The sequence below is a fragment of the Chryseobacterium ginsenosidimutans genome (assembly GCF_039536845.1).
GTDB lineage: Bacteria > Bacteroidota > Bacteroidia > Flavobacteriales > Weeksellaceae > Chryseobacterium > Chryseobacterium ginsenosidimutans_B.
This window is the reverse complement of record NZ_BAAAZJ010000008.1, coordinates 20,698-40,183: the sequence shown is the minus strand read 5'-3', so window position 1 is coordinate 40,183 and position 19,486 is coordinate 20,698. Positions and strand designations below refer to the sequence as shown.

Genomic DNA, 19,486 nt, shown 5'->3' with positions numbered 1-19,486 from the left:
ATTCGTTTAAACACAATATCAAATGAAAATTTCCGTAATCACTCCCGTTTACAATGCCGAGAAATATGTAACTCAAGCCGTAGAATCTGCTCTTCAATTTGAAGAAGTCTATGAAGTTATCTTAATTGAAGATAAATCGCCGGATAATGCTTTAAAAGTATGTCAGGAATTAGCTGAAAAATATGACAGAGTGAAGCTTTTTCAACATCCTGATAAAGGAAATCACGGTGCAGGACCTACTAGAAACTTAGGTTTAGAAAATGCAACAGGTGATTTCATTGCTTTTTTAGATGCTGATGATTATTATCTTCCCAACCGCTTTGATGCAGAAAAAGAACTTTTCAAGGATCCGAAGGTAGAGGGTGTTTACGGAGCTTTGGGTGTTCATTATTATTCAGAAAAGGCGAAAGAACAATATTATCAGCTCTTCAGAGATGATTTAACAACAGTTTACAAGAGATACGACCCTAAAGATGTTTTTCCTGGACAAATCGGCATGCGGGGAAGTTTTGGGCTTTTCAGCATCGATTGCTTAACGATAAGAAGAGATGCAATGGTAAAAAAATTAAAACCGCTTTTCAAAACACATCTGAGACTCCATCAGGACACGGAATTTTTGTTCAGGCTCTCCTATTACCTTGATCTTTATCCCGGGATTTTAGATAAAGCTGTCGCAGTAAGAGGCGTTCATGAAAATAACAGAATTACCGCTGTAGATGCAAAAAAAGTGAAACCTGCAACGACAAGAGTTTTGCTTTGGAAGGAAATTAATGATTGGGCACAAAATGAAAATACAATTCCGGCAGATGTAAAACTACACATCAAAAGAATGCACCGAAGCTATGAAATTGCCCTTGCTCCAACCCTGAAAAAATGGAAAATGGTCACAAAATACCTCATCTCCGATTATCCTAGCATCAGATCAGGACTTTACAATATCAATTTCAGAGAGTACTTATTTTAATTTTTTTGTATTTGAAAGTATAGAATCTGCGATTTGTGCTGTGAAAACTTTTCCGGATTCTTTGTACATATGATTTCCGTCTGTGTACATATAGTCTTTAGCTTTTGAAGAAAAATCGAAGAATTTAATCCCATGTCTTTTAGAAATTGTTTTCATTTTTTCGTTAAAATCAGGTGAATAAGAACTTTCGAGCTTCATCAGCTTTTCCGATGCAGGAATTCTGACCAGATAAACGGTTCCTTTAGGTTTTAGAAATTTGATGATATCTTCTAAAGAATTTAATCTCTTTTGTGATAAAGATTGTGTTTTAACCAAATCTGTATAAAAGATATCTATCTTTTCGAATTCCCTTTTTGCCACCGAATCTTTCTGCATATTGACATTTACTTCCATCCATCCGTCTTTATGCAAATAGGTATTAGATCTTCCTTTATCTTCTCTTTCAGTAAAAATTTTAAACCAGCTTCTGCTATAATTTTTTAAAAGATATTCATAATTTGGAGACCAGTCATAAGAATACATATTTTTCAGCGGAGAATGTTCTTCCGGAAAATCTTTTGAACTTTTAACGTTTTTATTTAAAGACAAATTCCAGGGATCTACCGTTAAAATAAACAATCCGTTTTTAGTTTCAGGATTTATTTTTCTTTTTAAAGCCTCCAGATAAATCGGTCCGTAAGGTGACTGTACAACATTCAGCGAAAAATTGTCGAATTTTTGTTGAAGTTTATCCTTCAGAATACTTGGTAATACAGCCTGAGAACCTCTCGAATCTCCTAAAATAATATTATGAGGCTTTTCTACTGCAAAATGCATATAATTATCATCGGTGTTACCGTCTGCAAATGAGCCAAGTACAGCAAATACCAATATTCCTGCCGCTAAATAAAACGATAATTTGAGTAAAAACTTTTTCATACTAAAATTGAAAATAAATAAATTCATTATTCCCGAAATTAGCATAACGGAGAATGATATATATAATCACTAAATACAAGATTCTTCTCAGCCACGGATTAAATCTCTTGATTTCCAAACCGTGAAACATATTCCGGTTAATCCATTCAATCAAAAGCATGATCCCGACAAGTGACAAAATTTTATAAGGTAAATGCGGCGGAATCGAAAGTATGGTCTTATTACATATTTTTCCGATATAAGAAATCGCCTGAGAAACCGACGCTGCTCTAAAGAAAATCCACGCAAAACAGGTAAGCGAAAATGTGATTAAAATTTGGAAAATTTCTTTAAAAGAAGGAATTAATTTTCCCATAGCAACCACTTCAAGATTTTGTCGGTTTTTGTCCGTTATTAATAAAGGCATAAAGTAAAGAGCATTCAGCCCTCCCCAAATAATGAAAGTCCAGTTGGCGCCGTGCCAGAATCCCGAAACAAGAAAAATGATAAATGTGTTCCGTATTTTCATCATCAGTCCGCCTTTACTTCCTCCTAAAGGAATATATAGATAGTCTCTGAACCACGACGACAATGAGATATGCCATCTCCTCCAGAATTCTGCAATATCTCTTGAAAAGTATGGAAATGAAAAGTTTTTCAACAGCTCTATCCCAAATAATCGTGAAACACCTAAAGCAATATCAGAATATCCCGAAAAATCACCATAAATCTGGAAAGCAAATAACACGGCTCCTAAAACCAAATTACTTGCACTTTCTGTCTGATAATGGGTAAAAATATCGTTTACTAACGGGGCACAATTATCCGCAATCACCATTTTTTTGAAAAATCCCCAGAGAATCTGTCGCATTCCGTCTGCAGCCTGTTCATAATTGAAGACTCTTTTTCTTTGAATTTGTGGTAAAAGGTGTGTCGCTCTTTCAATAGGTCCCGCAACTAACAAAGGAAAATAGCTTACAAAAACTGCGTAATCGATAAAATTTCTCTCCGCCGAAATTCTCTTCTTATAAATATCTATAACATAAGAAAGCCCGTGAAATGTATAAAACGAAATCCCCACAGGAAGCACAATCTTCAGCAGCCATACATTGGCATGGAAGCCAAAACCACTCAGTAAATCCGAGAAGCTTCCTACAAAAAAGTTATAATATTTAAAAAAACCTAAAAATCCGAGATTTATTATAATACTGATAGCCAGCCAGATTTGCGCTTCTTTTTTGCTTTTGCTTTTCTCAATCTGAATTCCTGAAAAGAAATCCAATCCAATGGAAAACATTAATAAAAAAAGAAATCTCCAATCCCAACAGGCATAGAAATAAAAACTTGCTACAAGCACAAGCAAATTCTGATGCTGATATTTTTTGTTGAAAACAAACCAATACAGTATAAAAACTATTGGCAAAAAGATTAAAAACCCTATTGAATTAAATAGCATAAAATTTTCTTAAAAATTAATTTTCTTACGAAATTTTACGATCTATATTTTTAAATACAGTTTTTTCAAAAATAAAAAACATTTTTGGGAACATCATTTCAATCATAGTGAATTCATTTATGTTTAGCAAAAGTAAATATTTTTATCTAATTTTTATTTTCTTTAAATAATCTCTCAAAGGTTTTTCGATAAATTGATAAAAAAGCCCCGAAATAATTATTAAAACAGGAATATAAATCCAAAACACAGCATTGTGCTCATACACCTGAAAATTCTCCCATAAAACCGATCTCAAAATATATAAGACAGGAATATGAATAATGTAGACCGCATAGCTGATTTCTCCTAAATATTCAAGCGGTTTCAGTGAAAAAACTTTGGTTAAAATACCGTTATTAGATGAAATTAAATAGATCAAAGGAATAAATAAAACTGCCATCAAACCATTATGAAAATTTAAAGGAATAAAAATTAAAGACAATAAAATTGCTATAAAAATTAATGTAATGACAACATCATAATTCCTTTCTCTGAAGTTTTTAACAAAATATAAACCAGCAAGATTTCCCACCAAAAATTCATTGATATGCCAAAGCGGAAAATAATGACCGAACTCGTGACTCATCGTATGCGGACCTTTGTACATCAAAGAATTTACATAAAGATTTGAAAAAAACTGTGTTACAACCCAAATCAAAACTGCTATAATCCAAATACTTTTGTTCCCTTTTGAATAAAAATAATTGTAAAGCAAGGGAAAAATTAAGTAAAAAAGAAATTCTACAGAAATAGACCATCCCGGAAAATTCAGAACCAGTGCATCACCCGGAATCCAGCTTTGAATCCCAAACAGATACAAAAATACCTTGTAAAAATTAAAATCGGAATATCTCGTCACCAAAAGCAGCAGCACCCCTACAACATACAGCGGATAAATCCTTGCAAACCTGTTTCTGTAGTAATCCAGATAATTAATTTGCGTCTTTTTATGATACGCCACAATCATAATAAACCCGGAAAGGATGAAGAAATAGCTAACCCCGACATTCGCCCTTAGGAAAATGTCGGAGATATAATTGATTTTATATAAAAATAATTCTTTATTAAAATGAGAAATAACAATCGCCATTGCAGCGACAAAGCGGGTAAATGTAATCTGACTTATCTTCACGAATCAAAAATACATTTAAAACTCATTATTTTACAAACACGCCGATGTATTTCCCTTCGTACTCTACAACAGTAGTTTCAATATTATTTTTTTCGCAGAAATCCTGATAGGCAGAATTATCACCAATATCATCACTGATAAAAACACCACCTTTTCTTAAATGATTGTAAAGCTCTCCATAAGCCCAGAATCTTCCATTATAACTCTTATCAGAATCATAATGTACCACATCAAAAGAGGCATTATCTGCAAAAATTTTCGGTAAAGATTCTTTATCTGCAAAACGGAATAGTTTCCAATTTGGTTTAAGATTTTCAGGAACAACATACCCTACATACTGATCGCCATCCTGTGCCAGATAAGGCATATCAGAACTGTATAATTTTCCGTCTCTTTTTTCCAAAGATAAAAGTGCAGCCAATGAAGACCATCCATAAGCAACCCCTGTTTCTACGGCACTTTTTGCATTAGTAAATTCACAAGAATAATAGATTAATTCTAAAGCTCCTGCCCCACCCATTTTAATAGGACATTCGTTTTGTCTTCTTTCCGCTTCTTTTAAAATTTCAGAAAAATCATCTTTAAAAGGATCAATATTAATCCCGAAAAGTTTAGAAACCGCTTCCTTCTCAGAAATGGCTCTTGAAGCTGCCCAGGAATTGGTTTTTTCTTTCCCTTTAAAAGCATTTCCTCTGTTTACCGTATTTTTGACAATTTTTCTTCCCAGCTCAGGATAAAGGTCAGGTCTTTTAAGATATGCTACAAATGTTTTGAGAACTCTTGATATTTCGCTCACTGTGTTAAATTTAGGACACAAAAATAAAGATTTTTCTCTTATCTTTAAGATATAATTATATTTGTAAAAATTTATTAACACAAAAAGGATGAAGTTTTCTATTTTAATTGCCAATTACAATAATGGAAAATTCTTTAAGGAATGCTACAACTCTATTCTTGTACAGGAATATAAAAACTGGGAAGCCGTAATTTTAGACGATGCCTCCACAGATAATTCTGTAGATGTCATAAAAAATATAATCGGGAATGATGAACGTTTCAGGTTTTTTGAAAATGACAAAAACAGCGGTGTAGGAGTAACAAAAAGCAAACTTATAGAACTTGCCAACGGCGATATCTGCGGTTTTGTAGATCCTGATGACGCGATCACTTCCAACGCGGTTTTTTCCAGTATTAAGGTTTTTGAAAAAAAGAAAGATGTAGTTCTTACCTATACCAAATTTGCTAAATGTGACGAAAATCTTAAACCGATAGAAGTTCCAAAAATAGTACATCAGGTCATCAATAACAATCCTTATTTTTTCAATTGTCCTGTGAATATTGTACATTTTGTATGCTTTAGAAAAAGTATTTACAATCAGACCGAAAAAATGAATACTGTAATGAAAATTGCAGAAGATCAGGATCTTTATCTGAAAATGTACGAAAAGGGAAAAGTAGAGTTTATTGACGAAACAAATTATTTATACAGACTTCATTCCGGCGGAATTTCTCAGAATGATAACAAACCAACATCCCGCGAGTATTTTGCAAAAGTAATTTTCAATGCCATGAAACGTAGAAAATTAAAAACAATACACGGCAAACCAATTCCAGAAGAATACACAAATTCAAAGGATATTTACGGTCTTTTGGAGTATCAGAATTCATTTTCGTTCAGAGCAAAGAAGAAGCTAATCATATTTGCACAACAAATCTTTAGTTAATGACAAAAAACAATAAAATAAAAGTACTTTTCAGACACCGTTCAATGGAGATGGGAGGCGTGGAAAAAGTAGTTTTAAGCATGCTCAATAATCTTAATAAAGAGAAATTTGAGATGACTATCTGCTTAAATATGAATCAGGGAGAGCTTCGAAACGAAATCCCCGAACATGTAAGGAAAACTTATCTTACGGACGGCAGAGAAGATCTTTCCGAAAATTCGCTGATCCAGAAAGTACAGCTGGCAAAAAGAAAACTCAGGCTTCAGAAAGCATTGAAAAACCCTTCAGTTGCTCAGAAAATCCTTGGTGACAACTACGACGTGGAAATTGCCCCGACTTACGCTGCTTTTTCCGCGGTTTTGAATTCCCTTAACAAAAATTCAAAAAAAATCGGATGGTTTCATTCCGATATTACTTTACCTAAGCTTCAGCCACTTGTTCCGGAAATTTTAAAACAGATTCCTCAATTTGATTATTTTATTTTTGGTTCTCAACAGACTAAAGATATTTTAATTAAAACATATCCCGACCTTAAAATCCCTGAAAATCAGGTTATTTTAAATGCAATTCCGATTGAAGAATTGAAGCAAAAATCATTGGCATTTAAACCCGAATTGCCTAATAAACCTGTTTTTGTTTCTGTTGCGAGACTTCACAGCCGAAAAGGATTTCATAAATTAATGGATGCTCATGCCAAATTGTTAAAAGATGGCTTTGACCATCATATTATTGTTATCGGTGACGGTGAAGAAATGGAAAACCTAAAGAAACAATCAGAAAATCTGGGTGTTACAAATAGTTTTCAACTATTAGGTTCTTCGATGAATCCGTATCCTCATGTGAAAAATGCCGACTTTTTTATTCTTCCTTCAGAATCCGAAAGCTGGCCTTTGATTATTGCAGATAGTTTAATTCTTCAAAAACCCATTATTTCAACCAATGTCGGAGGAATTCCTGAGATGATTGAGCATGAAAAAACAGGTTACCTTATCAATTATGAAACTGACGAAATGTATGAATCCATGAAAAAATTTATTACAGATCCTCAATTTGTTTCGCAGATCAAAGAAAATTTAAAAAATATTGAAAAACAGTTCGACAATCAGAAGATTTTTGATGCTGTTGAAAATATTATCATTAATTTATCAAAAAAATAAATATGCTTTTATTTTACCGCGCCATCCTTAAAATCCACACCATGTATCAATTTATGATACAGAGAATTTATCTTAAAATCTGTCTTTCAAAAGGTTTGAAAGTAGGTAAAAATGTTCGTTTTGTGGAAGTTCCGCAGTTTGGGACAGAATGTTTTTTAATAGAAATCGGTGATGAAACCACATTTTCCAATAATGTAAGATTCGTGAATCATGACGGTGGTCAGAATGCACTGCATTTTTTCGATAAATATAAAGATGTAAGAACTTTCGGAAGAATAAAAATCGGAAAACAATGTTTGATCGGCGCAGATACAATCATTATGTTGGGTGTGGAAATGGGCGACAACTGTGTTTTGGGAGCGGGTTCTATTTTAACGACTTCCATGCCGAAAGGAACAGTTTACGCCGGAGTTCCCGCAAAATACATTTGTACGATAGAAGAATATGGCGATAAATTATTGGCAAACAACGTAATGTATCCCCGCGAACTGGAGCCGGACAGACCGAAACTGGAAGCTTACATTAAAGAACATCTCCCTTACAAATACAAACCTGTAAAAAAATAAATGACTGAAAAAAAGAAAATACTTATCCGTATCGGATCTCTGCGTCATGGCGGCGCGGAAAAAGTATTGGTTACCTTCCTTAAAAATCTCCCTCACGATCAATATGAAATTGATTTATTGCTAAATCTTTATTCCGGAAAATATTTAGCTGAAGTTCCAAAATGGATCAATATTCTATACCTTCACAAAGGCGAAATGATTACAACCAACCGTCCCCATGAAATTCCGAGAAAAGTGACGAGGGTACTTCATGAAAAAACATTAAAAAAATTCCCGAATCTTCTTTATAAAAGAAAATTAAAGAATAAAAAATACGATATCGAATTTGCTGCAATCCACGGAATGCGTGATGAAATTCTGGGTTCACCTTTAAAAAATTCGAAAAAAATTGTCTGGATTCACAATGATCTTTCGCAGGTGAAAGGCTATACGAATGATGAAATCCGTAAATTTTTTGGGTTTGATAAAATCATGGTGATCTCAGAAAAAATCGAACAGCTTTTTCACAGTCTGGCAAAAAATGATGCTGAGAAAAAGAAAATTGTAAAAATTTATAATCCTTTAGACACGGAAGAATTTACTGTAAAAGCAGATCTTCCTGTTTTAAACTATGAATTTGATCAAACTGTCACTACTTTTATTTCCGTTGGAACTGTTTTTCCTCAAAAAGGGTTTGACAGATTATTAAAAGTTCACAAAAGGCTGCTGAATGAAGGTTTTCAGCACAGAATTCTGATTGTTGGTGATGGATATGATTTTGAAAATATTAAAAAACTAAAATCTGATCTTGGAGTTGACAAAACGGCAACAATGTTGGGTTTTACAGATAATCCTTATCCATATTTCAAAAAAGCAGATTTTTACATCTTAAGTTCAAGATATGAAGGTTTTCCTACCGTTCTTTTTGAAGCAATTACCTTAAAAAAGAGGATAATTTCCACGGAAGTTTCCGGTTCGGCCGAAATGCTGAATAATGGCGAATTAGGCTTAATTGTGGAAAATTCAGAAGAAGGAATTTATAACGGAATGAAAAAAGCATTATCCGAACCTGAATCTTTCGAAAAATATTCTGAGAAGCTGAAAGATTACGAAATGCCTTTCAATCTTGAAAATTCCGTCCGAAAAATCAGTTCTATTTTAGACGAATTATAGTAAAATCAACGTTCAAAAAATCCTAGATTTCATACATTTGTTTTATGGCAGATCAACATTCTACTCTTCAAAAAGATTTTTACCGTGAAAGTGGAAAATGGCTTTCCACTTTTGAAATTTGGGCAAAATGCATCAATCCCAATCTTCATTTTCTCTATGTCCTAAGAAAATCTCAAAAATATAAGCACACTCCGTTTTTAAAAATTGTCTGGAAGTTTATTCTGAGACATTATCAGATCAAATACGGTTTCCAGATTTACCCGGAAACAGAAATCGGAGAAGGCTTTTATTTGGGACATTGGGGAAGTCTGGTCATTAACCCGAATGCTAAAATCGGAAAAAACTGCAATATTGCACAGGGTGTAACCATCGGGCAGCAAAATCGCGGAAAAAACACAGGTTTTCCAAAGATTGGTGATGAAGTCTGGATCGGTACAAATGCTGTAATTGTAGGTGGAATCACTGTCGGAAACAATGTTCTTATTGCTCCTAATTCTTATATAAATTTTGATGTTCCGGGAAATTCTATTGTTATGGGGAATCCGGGGAAAATTTATGAAAGTGAAAATGCAACGGAAGGCTATATCAATAATAAAATTTAAGAATATTTAATTAACGATTCATTGCTGTTTTATTGTTTGTTTGTAATTTTATCAATAATTATTATACAGTTTGGATTATTAAAACAGCAAAATAATTATTAAAAAGGAAGAATATATCTTTCAATCCTTTATTTATATATGATTTTAAGCATATTTTAATATTAAACTTTGTTAAAAATGTTTGCTTTTTCATCAAAAATTATATTTTTGCATTGTTATTGATTTGGTCTATTGAATTTGAAAATAATTTAAACGAAATAAATAATTGTAAAACTTTAAATTTTTAAATTATGTCACAATCGTACGAGCTTATTTTCGAAAACAATAAAAAATGGGTAGAATCTAAAATTGCAAATGACCCGAATTTCTTCAAAGAATTAGCTAAAACTCAAAATCCTGAGTATCTTTACATTGGATGTTCTGACAGCAGAGTGACGGCAGAAGAATTGATGGGTACACAACCAGGCGAAGTTTTTGTGACAAGAAACATCGCAAATGTCGTAAATACTTTGGATATGAGCTCAACAGCTGTTATTCAGTATGCCGTAGAGCATTTAAAAGTAAAACACATTATTGTTTGTGGACATTACAACTGTGGTGGTGTGAAAGCAGCCATGACACCTCAGGATTTAGGATTATTAAATCCTTGGCTGAGAAACATTCGTGATGTTTACAGATTACACCAAGCCGAATTAGATGCTATTGAAGATGAAGGGAAACGTTATGACAGACTTGTAGAATTAAATGTACAGGAACAGTGCATCAACGTAATTAAAATGGCTTGTGTACAGGAAAGATACATTTTAGATGAATATCCTGTTGTTCACGGCTGGGTTTTTGACCTTAGAACCGGAAAGATTATTGATCTGGAGATTGACTTTGAAAAAGTTTTGAAAGACATCCAAAAGATCTACAATCTTACAAGTTCTGATTGGGTAATGAACAAAAAAAATAAATAATTTTTATAAAGAAAAGAAAGTGAAATGAAACTTTGGAGTATTATTACATTACTGTTCTTCCTCAACTTTACAGCGCTGCCAAGCATTGCTGCTGTTTTTGGTTGGGATCTTACGAGAACGAATGTAATAATCAATGAAGAAGAACCGCATTCTCACGCAACATCTTTTATTGTTTACGAAAAGACTCTTCCAAAACCTTTAGATGTATTCGATTATCTGAAGTTTTTTGAACCTTCTGTAGAAGGCAGATCTTTTGTGCTGATAGACGATTCCTTTCATCTGTCGCCGTTATTAACTATATTTTCTCCGCCCCCGGAAGCTTAATTTTAAAGTCAGATTTTTTTTGATCCCAATTCTATATCAAGTTTTTGATATTGAATATACATGTGCTTTAAAAATTAAATTTCCAATCTTTTACAATTGATTTATTTAAATACAGATAAATCGGTTACTCTCACAGCTTAACATCATGAAAAAAACATCATTAATAGGAGGAATTAAGGAGAATTTCCCTTCAGGACTCGTAGTATTTTTAGTTGCTCTTCCCTTATGCTTAGGAATTGCTCTGGCATCAGGAGCACCCCCATTATCCGGTATTATTGCAGGAGTTGTAGGTGGTATCGTAGTAGGATCACTCAGTAATTCTAATATATCGGTTTCCGGACCTGCAGCAGGCTTAACGGCAATTGTTTTAACAGCGATTACGGATCTTGGCGCATTTGAACTTTTCCTTTGTGCAGGGATTATTGCAGGGCTTATACAATTGATCCTTGGATTTGTAAGGGCAGGAAGTATTTCCAATTATTTTCCAAATAATGTTATTGAAGGAATGCTTGCCGCGATCGGTATTATTATTATTTTAAAGCAAATTCCACACGCTTTAGGGTTTGATAAAGACTATGAAGGTCATGAATCTATTTTTGACAACGGATTAAACTTCGGATACTTTACAGAGTTATTGGGAGCAATTCATCCGGGTGCCATTATCGTTACCGCGGTTTCAATTGCGATTCTTATTACCTGGGATAAAGTTCATACTTTAAAAAGAATAAAAATGCTTCCCGGAGCTTTGGTTGCCGTAGTTGCAGGAATTCTTTTAAACCAGATTTTCAGAATGACGGGAAGCTCATTAGCAATCCAGCCTCAGCATTTGGTTTCTCTTCCTGTTCCGCAGTCTTTGGACGATTTCAAAAATTTGGTAACAACACCCGATTTTAATGGTTTTACCAATCTGAAAGTATGGATTGTAGGTGCAACTATTGCCATTGTAGCATCTATAGAAACACTGCTTTGTATCGAAGCATCAGACAGATTAGACCAGCAAAGGAGAATAACAGATACGAATTTAGAATTAAAAGCACAGGGAATCGGGAATCTTATCAGCTCATTTATCGGCGGACTTCCAATGACTTCGGTTGTAGTAAGAAGTTCAGCTAATGCCAATGCAGGAGCAACATCCAAATCATCAGCAATAATTCACGGAATTTTATTATTAATCTGTGTACTTTCCATCCCTGTTGTTTTAAATTTAATTCCATTGGCGACTTTGGCGGCGGTATTACTTTTAGTCGGATACAAATTAGCAAAACCTGCGACTTTCAAACACTTCTGGCATTTGGGGAAATTCCAGTTTATTCCGTTCGTTGCGACAGTTGTAGCAGTTGTAGCGACAGATCTATTAAAAGGTGTAGGAATCGGTCTTGCGATTTCAGTTTTCTATATTCTTCAGGGAAATATGAAGAGAGCTTATTATTTAAGCAAAGAAAAACTGGACGATGCAGACGGAATCAACATCAAGCTTGCTGAAGAAGTTTCATTTTTAAACAAAGCAGCCATCAAAAAAACTTTGAAAAACATTAAACCCAATTCTAACGTAACCATCGATGCAAGAGGAACTTCATACATTGCCACCGATGTTCTGGAAATGATTCAGGATTTTGCCAATATACGAGCGAAAGAAGAAGACATAACCGTTGAACTTTTAGGCTTCAAAACTTCATACAGAGATTATGAAAGAGATGAAGATTCTCACATTCTGGTTACTCACCGAAGAGCCATGTAAGCTCATCATCAATATTTTTTAACTTTAAATAAAATTCAATAAACAAACAATATGAAAGCACATACTTCAGAAACCCAGTCAACAATTACTCCTGAAAAAGCATTAAATTTTTTAAAAGAAGGAAACCAAAGATTTGTAAACAACCTTAAGGCAAACAGAGACCTTTTGGAGCAGGTAAATGCTACCCGTGAAGGACAATGGCCCTTTGCAGTGGTTTTAAGCTGTATAGACAGCCGTACTTCTGCCGAACTTATCTTTGATCAGGGACTGGGAGATGTTTTCAGCATCAGAATTGCAGGTAATTTCGTCAATCAGGATATTTTAGGTTCAATGGAATTTGGCTGCAACGTTGCAGGCTCTAAGCTTATTGTAGTTTTAGGACACACCAAATGCGGTGCTTTAAAAGGTGGTCTTGATGCAGCACAAATCAAAGGACTGGGAATGGATAACCTGAACCACCTGATTAATCATTTTGATCCGATCATTAATGAAGTGATCGAAGAAGGAGAAGAACGTTCATCAAAAAACAGTTCATTGTTGGAAAGACTGAATCAACAGAACGTGAAAAGTGCTATCGAAGACATTCGTAAATTGAGTTCAACACTTAACAACCTTGAAAATGAAGGTAAAATAAAAATAGTTGGAGCCAACTACGACGTTGAAACAGGTGCTGTAACTTGGTTGTAAGATAAAATATGTTATAGTTAGATAGATTGGAAATTAATTTTTTAAAAGTACATCTCAAGACCATCGATTTTTCGGTGGTCTCTTTTTTTAATTAAGTTTTAACTAAAAGTCAATTCAAATCTGTTTTTAAAATACTTACTTTTGATATTCTAATAAATGTTGCAGATTAACTTATGAAAATACATACAAATATACTTCTTCTAGGAATTTTACTTTTCTTAAATGGTTTCTTAAAGGCCCAAAAGCCCGTCAATGACACGCTTGCTTATGCTAAAAAATTTGAAACGAATAAAGAAAAATACATCGGAAAACCTTTTTCCCTTTTATTAAAAGATATGACTCAATTGCAGTTTAAAAAAGCAAAATCTGATATAAAAGAAGATGAGAAAAATACGTTGCCAAGTACATTATTTAGATTTTCAGATAAAGATATCAATTCAGGGAACGAGGTAACTTTAGTCATTAGATGGAAACCTGATAACGCTTCAACTACTCAGATCGAGTTTTTTCAGGAAGAGCATAATTACGGTTTTACAGTAAGCGAAAAAAACTTCTTTGAGAAGAAAGTCATAAGAGATATTGTAGTTTATAAATAATAAAAACCTCCTGTTTAGGAGGTTTTATTTTATACTAAGTTTGTGTGGTCGATTATTTCCCGTTAAAAGCAGACATTGTATTATTGATTCCGGCAAAAACGAATGATAGAGATGCTTTTGTAAACTTTTCGATTCTTTCAGAAAGCGTTTTATTTTCTTCCTCATTCCAGGTTCCGAGAACGTAGTCTACTTGTTTTCCTTCAGAAAAATCCGCAGAAATTCCAAAACGAAGTCTTGCGTAATTTTGCGTCTGAAGAACTTCATTGATATTTTTCAGTCCGTTATGTCCGGCGTCTGAACCTTTTCCTTTCATTCTTAAAGTTCCAAAAGGCAGGGCTAAATCATCCGTCACAATCAAAACATTTTCCAAAGGAATATTTTCTTTCTGCATCCAGAATCTTACAGCGTTACCGGAAAGATTCATATAAGTATCAGGCTTTAAAACCAATACTCTTCTTCCTTTGTATTTTCCATCAGCCATCCAGCCAAAGTTTGTCGTATTAAATGAGACGTCTAAAGTTTCCGCAATTTTCTCCGCTACTTTAAAACCGATATTATGACGGGTATTTTCGTATTCAGGACCTTTGTTTCCAAGACCGACTATTAAATATTTCATCGAGAAATTTTTTGCAAAATTAAGGCATTAAAAATAAAAAACTCAACCTTCGAAAAGATTGAGTTTAAATATTTTTATAAAATTGTTTTTACAATGGTTTGTAAATATAATTTACTCCGTATCCTTTCTGCATGTAAGTCTGAGGATCGTAATTGTAATCTGTAGAGAACACAACCGGAGCAGGAATTGGCTGCGTAAGATCTGTAATCGAATATCTTTTCGGACTGTTCGGTGACAAAATCCAGCTGTCTACATCGTTGATTTCTGTCTCTAAAATTCTTGAAATTTTATAAGCAAAAGGTATTAGCGTGAACGGATTGATTTTATCATCATAATTTGAGTACGCATAACCATATTTGGTTACAGGTGCTCCGAATACGCTTCCATTCATAGGACCATACTGTCTTACCACATTAGAAACATTGTCTCCCGCATATTGGTAAGTTGTTTGCGAATAGTTGGTATAATTGAAAGGAGTTCCAGACACATCTTCTCCGGTTTGCATAGTAAGAGATTCCAGTTTAGCTGTTGTCGTACTATATTTCAGATTATAAAGAGTTTTTGATTTTCTGAACAATGCATAAGGACCTAGTACAGCTGGTGGAACTGGTGTTCCACGTTTGTAAATAGAACGATTCTCTGAAATAGATTCAAGTCTTCCTAAATTATTGTAAGTATATAACTGAGTATATATAACACTATCCTGGTCTAAAGCATTATCATTATCAAGATCCAAATGCCCTTTAAAATCAATTCTACTGATCTTATCTCCGCTCCAAGCTACATCTGTAACAGATTTATATTTAGTATTTACCCCCGGAGTAATTACTTTGCTTACCTGCAACCCGTTGTAAGAATATGTTGCCAAAGTATCTGCATTCGTTATTTCTCTGTATAAAGCTCTTGGACCATTCAGCCCGCTGTTGGTATTTATATCTAATAGAGGATTTCCATCTTCATCTAATAAATCTTTACAAGAATGGATTGTAGAAACACCTACCAATAGTAAAATAAAATAAAAAAGTCGTTTCATTCCAAAAGGGATTATTTATTTTTCCACAAATATAATTTTTTTTTGCATAAAAATCAGATATTTATTCATTTTCACACAAAACTATTAAAAGATAATTATAACGGTTTGTATATATAATGAAGCTGACCCTGATCCGAAATAGGATAATTTTCAGAATCATACGAATATAATTTCGGGTAAGAAATCGGAGGTCCTGCAGGGTTTTGGATTGTTACTTTGCCTACGTTATTTGTCGAAAGCAAATAAGAATTAACCTGAGTTGTTGCCACAAGGGAAACTATAAGATACTCTTTCGGCAGTGTAGTGTAAGGATTTATCTTAGAGTCAAAATTTTCATACAGATAAGATGTAGTAGATGCTGTAGAAGTATCAGGAATTCCTCCGCTCATCAACATGGTTGTGTAATCTGTTTTTACCACATTACTTGCCGAGAAAGTGTATTTAGTTTCAATATAATGAGTATATGAAGTGCTACCCAGTTTTTTCTTCTCTTCAATTCTATATAATTCTCCGTTTGCGTCATAAAATACCGTAAAATCACTGTGATTAGTCGTACCAAATACAGGTTGATCCATCGTAAAGCTTGATAATTTCCCGCTTGTATAGGTAAGCACATACGTATTGTCTGTAACGTGAGGGGTTACATTATCCTGAATTTTTATCTGAGAGATCTTACTACCGCTATAAGTCACCGTAGAAGTTATGGTATTCGTTGAAGCTGCATCTCTTGTAAAAGCCTGAGAAAGTGCTCCTCCATTTGTAATATATTCTTCGAGGTCTTTAGTTCCGTTATTAATTTTGCTTAAAATTCTCGGTCCTGTAATCGTTGCTGTTGGCGGAGTCGTTTTATTCTGATTTGGCGGATCGTCTGTTGTATTATCACAAGATACCACGAAACCGAGTGCTAATGCAGCAAAAGTTGAAAAAAAGTATTTTTTTGTCATATGATTATTATTTTTTAATGCCGTCAAATATAATTGATTTTCTTTTAGTATGAAATTAAAATTCTCAAATAACTCTCATAATAACACAAAAAAATCTAAAAACTTTCGCTTTTAGATTTTTATTTATCATTTATTCCTAAAAAAATTAGTACGGTTGTAAAACTGATAACGTTAAAACAGATTTCGACATGTCTGCATTCAGATACGTTGTATCAACTGCTCTCCCGATTCCTAAAGTATTAGAATTGATATTTCTTTTAATACATGCAGCTTTTACTGTGTAATTGTTTTTTGGAGTAAGGTCCGTTAATGTCGCATTAAGATTAAAAATCTTGTTTGTTCCTGCAGCGCCGATTATAACATCTGTTCTTACTGCTCTCAATTTATCATCAACAAAAATTCCGCACGCAAAACTTGTCGATGTATCTCCGTTTCCTGTTTTCTGAGCCGTTGTCTGGAAATTGAACGTTACTTTATTCGTAGCGTTTGTGATGGAAAAAGTAGATGAAGTTCCCGTCAAAACAGACCACGAACTTGTAATATTCGAACCTTCACCATATGGCACAGTAGCACCGTTATTTCCGGAAAAAGATACTCCGGTCTTATCTTCCAGTGTATTCATGGAATATAAAGACATACTTGTCAATCCGTCTGCAACCTTAATACTTTTCCAGTCGTTTACAGTAAGACTGGAGCTGTTATGAAAAATTGTCCCTGCTGCACCTGCAGAACCTTTTACGGTGTTTGTACCTCCTGTCCTTAATTCCTTTCTTACATTTAGGTCACCGTTGATGTCAAGCATGTTTACCGGAGTAGTTGTATTGATTCCAACTTGAGCGTTATATAAAAATGCTACAAGTAAATTCGTTATTAGTAATATCTTTTTCATTTGTATTAATTTGTAATTGTGTTAAATACCTGCGGAACTTCGTATACGTCTATTTTCAGAGAAGACTCAGAAATAAAAGAATCAATATTAGTCGCTACAGCTTTTCCGATGCCTAAAACCGTTCCGTTTTCTACATTGTAAGATCCAAGTCTTGAACACGCTACACTTACCGTATGCGCCCCTTTTGAAAGGTTTTCAATAAGACCAATTTGATTATGAGTAAGGAAAGGATTGTTTGCACTACTTGCTTTTAAGTTTCCTTGTCTCAAGTTTACCAATTTATCATCAACAAAAATTCCACAACCATAATCAATCGAAGTATCTGTACTTCCGGCAGCATTAAAAGTAGCCTGAACTACAGTTTCAAACTGAAAATAAGCCTTACTTACCGTACTGTAAATATTAATTGTCTGAGTAAGCCCCGGAATTTTTTTAAATTTCGTGAAGTTTGTATAGGCATTATTTTTAGCAAAAGTCGTAGCTCTTGAAGTGATCGTAGATTCTTCTGCAGCCGTAAATGAAACTCCTGTATTATCTGAAAATGAATTGTTAAAAATTAAATAAAACTTATTCGCTTCATATTCAGGAATTCTGAGGGTCTTCCAGATTGGTGCATATCCCGAACCTTGAGAAACCAATATCTGAGTGTCCGTTCCTTCAGAAAGAGTAGCGTTTGTTGCATTAGAAACAGCAAGCTTTCCTCTTAAATTTGTGTCTCCATTAACGTCTAGCTTAGCTTTTGGAGATTCAGTTTTAATTCCGATTTGGGCAGAAAGAGATAACCCTATTGCGATGAATAGGATAGAAAATATATTTTTCATGTTTTTTTGATTTAGTTGTAGCTTACATATTCTATGATATCAATTTTTATCATAGATTCGAGAGTAAATGCATTCGATACATTGTTTGTATTCGATAAGTTTCGTCCAATTGTAAATTGAGAGTTTACATTGGATGAATTAATTTTCCTACAAGCAACTTCAACTTTCTGAGCTCCTGCCGGAACATTCTGTTCCGTATAATTCAATGTAAAAATATAATCCTGGATTCCAGCTTTTTCAGAATTATTGTTTGAAGAGATTTTATCAGGACGTATCGCTACAAGCTTACTATTCCTGAAAACACCACATGTAAAGCTTACATTCTGTGATGTCGTTGCAACCGGCGCTTTCATCTCAACTCCTGCCTGAAACTGATAAGTAAGCTTGTTTCTGGCATCTTTAACGGTGAAATTGTTTTCAAGACCTGCAATTTTTACCCATTTTCCTTTTGTAGTATCTGTAATATCGTCACCAATACTATTTTTGTAGACACCATCGGCTGCAATGCCATTGGAAAGTGTACTAATACCCACTTGGTCATTAGATAAGTACGAATTAATTAATCTGTACTGTCCTTCTTCTATAAAGGTAACATTCAAAGATTTCCAGACAGGAGGCAAACCTTCTCCTTGGGAAACCAACACTTGGCCGTTTAAGCCGGGATTACCGACTGTAGTTGAAGTACCGCCTACTCTAAGTTCTTTTCTTAAGGTGGTTTTCCCGTTTACATCGAGAACAGAATTGGGGGTACTTGTACCAATTCCCACTTGAGCGTAAGCCTGGATTGAAATAAACAATCCAGCTACGCAGCAATACACAGTTTTTTTCATAATAAGGGACTGCAAAGGTAACTAAAAAAACAAACAAAAAGTAGAGTTACAATCCATAAACCAATATAAACTAACTAATTACGATACAATAAATTCTTACGAATATTAGAATTATTACTACGAACAAGTGTTAGGTTTTTGGATTTGGCAATATTAGAATTAACAAATAATTCACTTAAAAGAAACTTATTATATCATATTTAATCATTAAAAAGTGATTTTTATGTTTGATAAATTCTCCTTTTAAAAGTGTTTTATACACAAAATTGACAAATATAATGCAATATGATTAATCTATTTAGTGTGACAAATTATTAGAATTATATTTTAAAACCTTTGGAAAATGTTATGTTTTTTAAT

General features: G+C 33.8%; 21 protein-coding genes. 11 read left to right on the top strand and 10 right to left on the bottom strand.

The window, feature by feature from the left end:
- Window positions 1–22 precede the first annotated feature (22 nt).
- Window positions 23–964: a glycosyltransferase family 2 protein gene (locus tag ABD745_RS08490; RefSeq protein ID WP_344828063.1), complete on the top strand. Its 942-nt coding sequence runs from the start codon at window positions 23–25 to the stop codon at window positions 962–964.
- Here ABD745_RS08490 and ABD745_RS08485 read toward each other — a convergent pair.
- The 4 genes from ABD745_RS08485 to ABD745_RS08470 all read right to left on the bottom strand — a co-directional run bounded on the left by ABD745_RS08485 (window position 956) and on the right by ABD745_RS08470 (window position 5,284).
- Window positions 956–1,882 carry an SGNH/GDSL hydrolase family protein gene (locus ABD745_RS08485; RefSeq protein ID WP_344828062.1) on the bottom strand — a complete coding sequence of 309 codons (927 nt, stop codon included), beginning with the start codon at window positions 1,880–1,882 and terminating at the stop codon, window positions 956–958. The genes ABD745_RS08490 and ABD745_RS08485 overlap by 9 nt on opposite strands.
- Before the next feature lies 1 nt (window position 1,883).
- Window positions 1,884–3,317 (bottom strand): MBOAT family O-acyltransferase, encoded by a 1,434-nt coding sequence (locus ABD745_RS08480; protein ID WP_344828059.1) that lies wholly within the window; start codon window positions 3,315–3,317, stop codon window positions 1,884–1,886.
- 142 nt (window positions 3,318–3,459) lie between these two features.
- Window positions 3,460–4,488, bottom strand: a complete 1,029-nt coding sequence (locus tag ABD745_RS08475) for an acyltransferase family protein (protein ID WP_344828057.1) — start codon at window positions 4,486–4,488, stop codon at window positions 3,460–3,462.
- Between the two features lie 25 nt (window positions 4,489–4,513).
- On the bottom strand, window positions 4,514–5,284 hold the full coding sequence (locus ABD745_RS08470) for a class I SAM-dependent methyltransferase (protein ID WP_344828054.1): 771 nt from the start codon (window positions 5,282–5,284) through the stop codon (window positions 4,514–4,516).
- Window positions 5,285–5,372: 88 nt separating this feature from the next.
- Between ABD745_RS08470 and ABD745_RS08465 the strand changes: the two genes are divergently transcribed.
- The 10 genes from ABD745_RS08465 (at window position 5,373) to ABD745_RS08420 (ending at window position 13,993) form a co-directional block, all read left to right on the top strand.
- Window positions 5,373–6,212 (top strand): glycosyltransferase family 2 protein, encoded by an 840-nt coding sequence (locus tag ABD745_RS08465; RefSeq protein ID WP_344828052.1) that lies wholly within the window; start codon window positions 5,373–5,375, stop codon window positions 6,210–6,212.
- Window positions 6,212–7,369 (top strand): glycosyltransferase, encoded by a 1,158-nt coding sequence (locus tag ABD745_RS08460; RefSeq protein ID WP_344828050.1) that lies wholly within the window; start codon window positions 6,212–6,214, stop codon window positions 7,367–7,369. Before ABD745_RS08465 ends, ABD745_RS08460 begins: the two co-directional genes overlap by 1 nt.
- Window positions 7,370–7,371: 2 nt before the next feature.
- Window positions 7,372–7,935 (top strand): acyltransferase, encoded by a 564-nt coding sequence (locus ABD745_RS08455; protein ID WP_344828047.1) that lies wholly within the window; start codon window positions 7,372–7,374, stop codon window positions 7,933–7,935.
- On the top strand, window positions 7,936–9,087 hold the full coding sequence (locus ABD745_RS08450; RefSeq protein ID WP_344828044.1) for a glycosyltransferase: 1,152 nt from the start codon (window positions 7,936–7,938) through the stop codon (window positions 9,085–9,087). It begins immediately after the preceding gene.
- 44 nt (window positions 9,088–9,131) lie between these two features.
- On the top strand, window positions 9,132–9,689 hold the full coding sequence (locus ABD745_RS08445; protein ID WP_344828042.1) for a serine acetyltransferase: 558 nt from the start codon (window positions 9,132–9,134) through the stop codon (window positions 9,687–9,689).
- Window positions 9,690–9,979: 290 nt separating this feature from the next.
- Window positions 9,980–10,648 carry a carbonic anhydrase gene (locus tag ABD745_RS08440; RefSeq protein ID WP_344828039.1) on the top strand — a complete coding sequence of 223 codons (669 nt, stop codon included), beginning with the start codon at window positions 9,980–9,982 and terminating at the stop codon, window positions 10,646–10,648.
- 24 nt (window positions 10,649–10,672) lie between these two features.
- Complete coding sequence (locus ABD745_RS08435) at window positions 10,673–10,972, top strand: hypothetical protein (RefSeq protein ID WP_047401155.1); 300 nt, start codon at window positions 10,673–10,675, stop codon at window positions 10,970–10,972.
- Window positions 10,973–11,117: 145 nt separating this feature from the next.
- Window positions 11,118–12,710: a SulP family inorganic anion transporter gene (locus ABD745_RS08430; protein ID WP_344828036.1), complete on the top strand. Its 1,593-nt coding sequence runs from the start codon at window positions 11,118–11,120 to the stop codon at window positions 12,708–12,710.
- Between the two features lie 51 nt (window positions 12,711–12,761).
- Window positions 12,762–13,397, top strand: coding sequence for a carbonic anhydrase (locus ABD745_RS08425; protein ID WP_344828034.1), 636 nt, complete (start codon window positions 12,762–12,764; stop codon window positions 13,395–13,397).
- A 173-nt stretch (window positions 13,398–13,570) separates the two neighbouring features.
- A complete protein-coding gene (locus tag ABD745_RS08420) occupies window positions 13,571–13,993 on the top strand; it encodes a hypothetical protein (RefSeq protein WP_344828031.1) in 423 nt (140 codons plus the stop codon).
- A gap of 52 nt (window positions 13,994–14,045) precedes the next feature.
- Here ABD745_RS08420 and pth read toward each other — a convergent pair whose 3' ends face one another.
- The 6 genes from pth to ABD745_RS08390 form a co-directional block, all read right to left on the bottom strand.
- Window positions 14,046–14,609: an aminoacyl-tRNA hydrolase gene (gene pth / locus ABD745_RS08415; protein ID WP_344828029.1), complete on the bottom strand. Its 564-nt coding sequence runs from the start codon at window positions 14,607–14,609 to the stop codon at window positions 14,046–14,048.
- An 88-nt stretch (window positions 14,610–14,697) separates the two neighbouring features.
- A complete protein-coding gene (locus tag ABD745_RS08410) occupies window positions 14,698–15,642 on the bottom strand; it encodes a hypothetical protein (RefSeq protein ID WP_344828026.1) in 945 nt (314 codons plus the stop codon).
- 95 nt (window positions 15,643–15,737) lie between these two features.
- The gene (locus ABD745_RS08405; RefSeq protein ID WP_344828024.1) at window positions 15,738–16,586 is read right to left on the bottom strand and encodes a hypothetical protein; all 849 of its coding nucleotides are present in this window, start codon (window positions 16,584–16,586) and stop codon (window positions 15,738–15,740) included.
- A 145-nt stretch (window positions 16,587–16,731) separates the two neighbouring features.
- Window positions 16,732–17,475, bottom strand: a complete 744-nt coding sequence (locus ABD745_RS08400) for a hypothetical protein (protein ID WP_344828021.1) — start codon at window positions 17,473–17,475, stop codon at window positions 16,732–16,734.
- Window positions 17,476–17,480: 5 nt separating this feature from the next.
- Entirely contained in the window at window positions 17,481–18,296 is an 816-nt protein-coding gene (locus ABD745_RS08395; RefSeq protein WP_344828020.1) for a hypothetical protein, read from the bottom strand.
- An 11-nt stretch (window positions 18,297–18,307) separates the two neighbouring features.
- Window positions 18,308–19,126, bottom strand: a complete 819-nt coding sequence (locus ABD745_RS08390) for a hypothetical protein (protein WP_344828017.1) — start codon at window positions 19,124–19,126, stop codon at window positions 18,308–18,310.
- Between the last annotated feature and the right edge of the window lie 360 nt (window positions 19,127–19,486).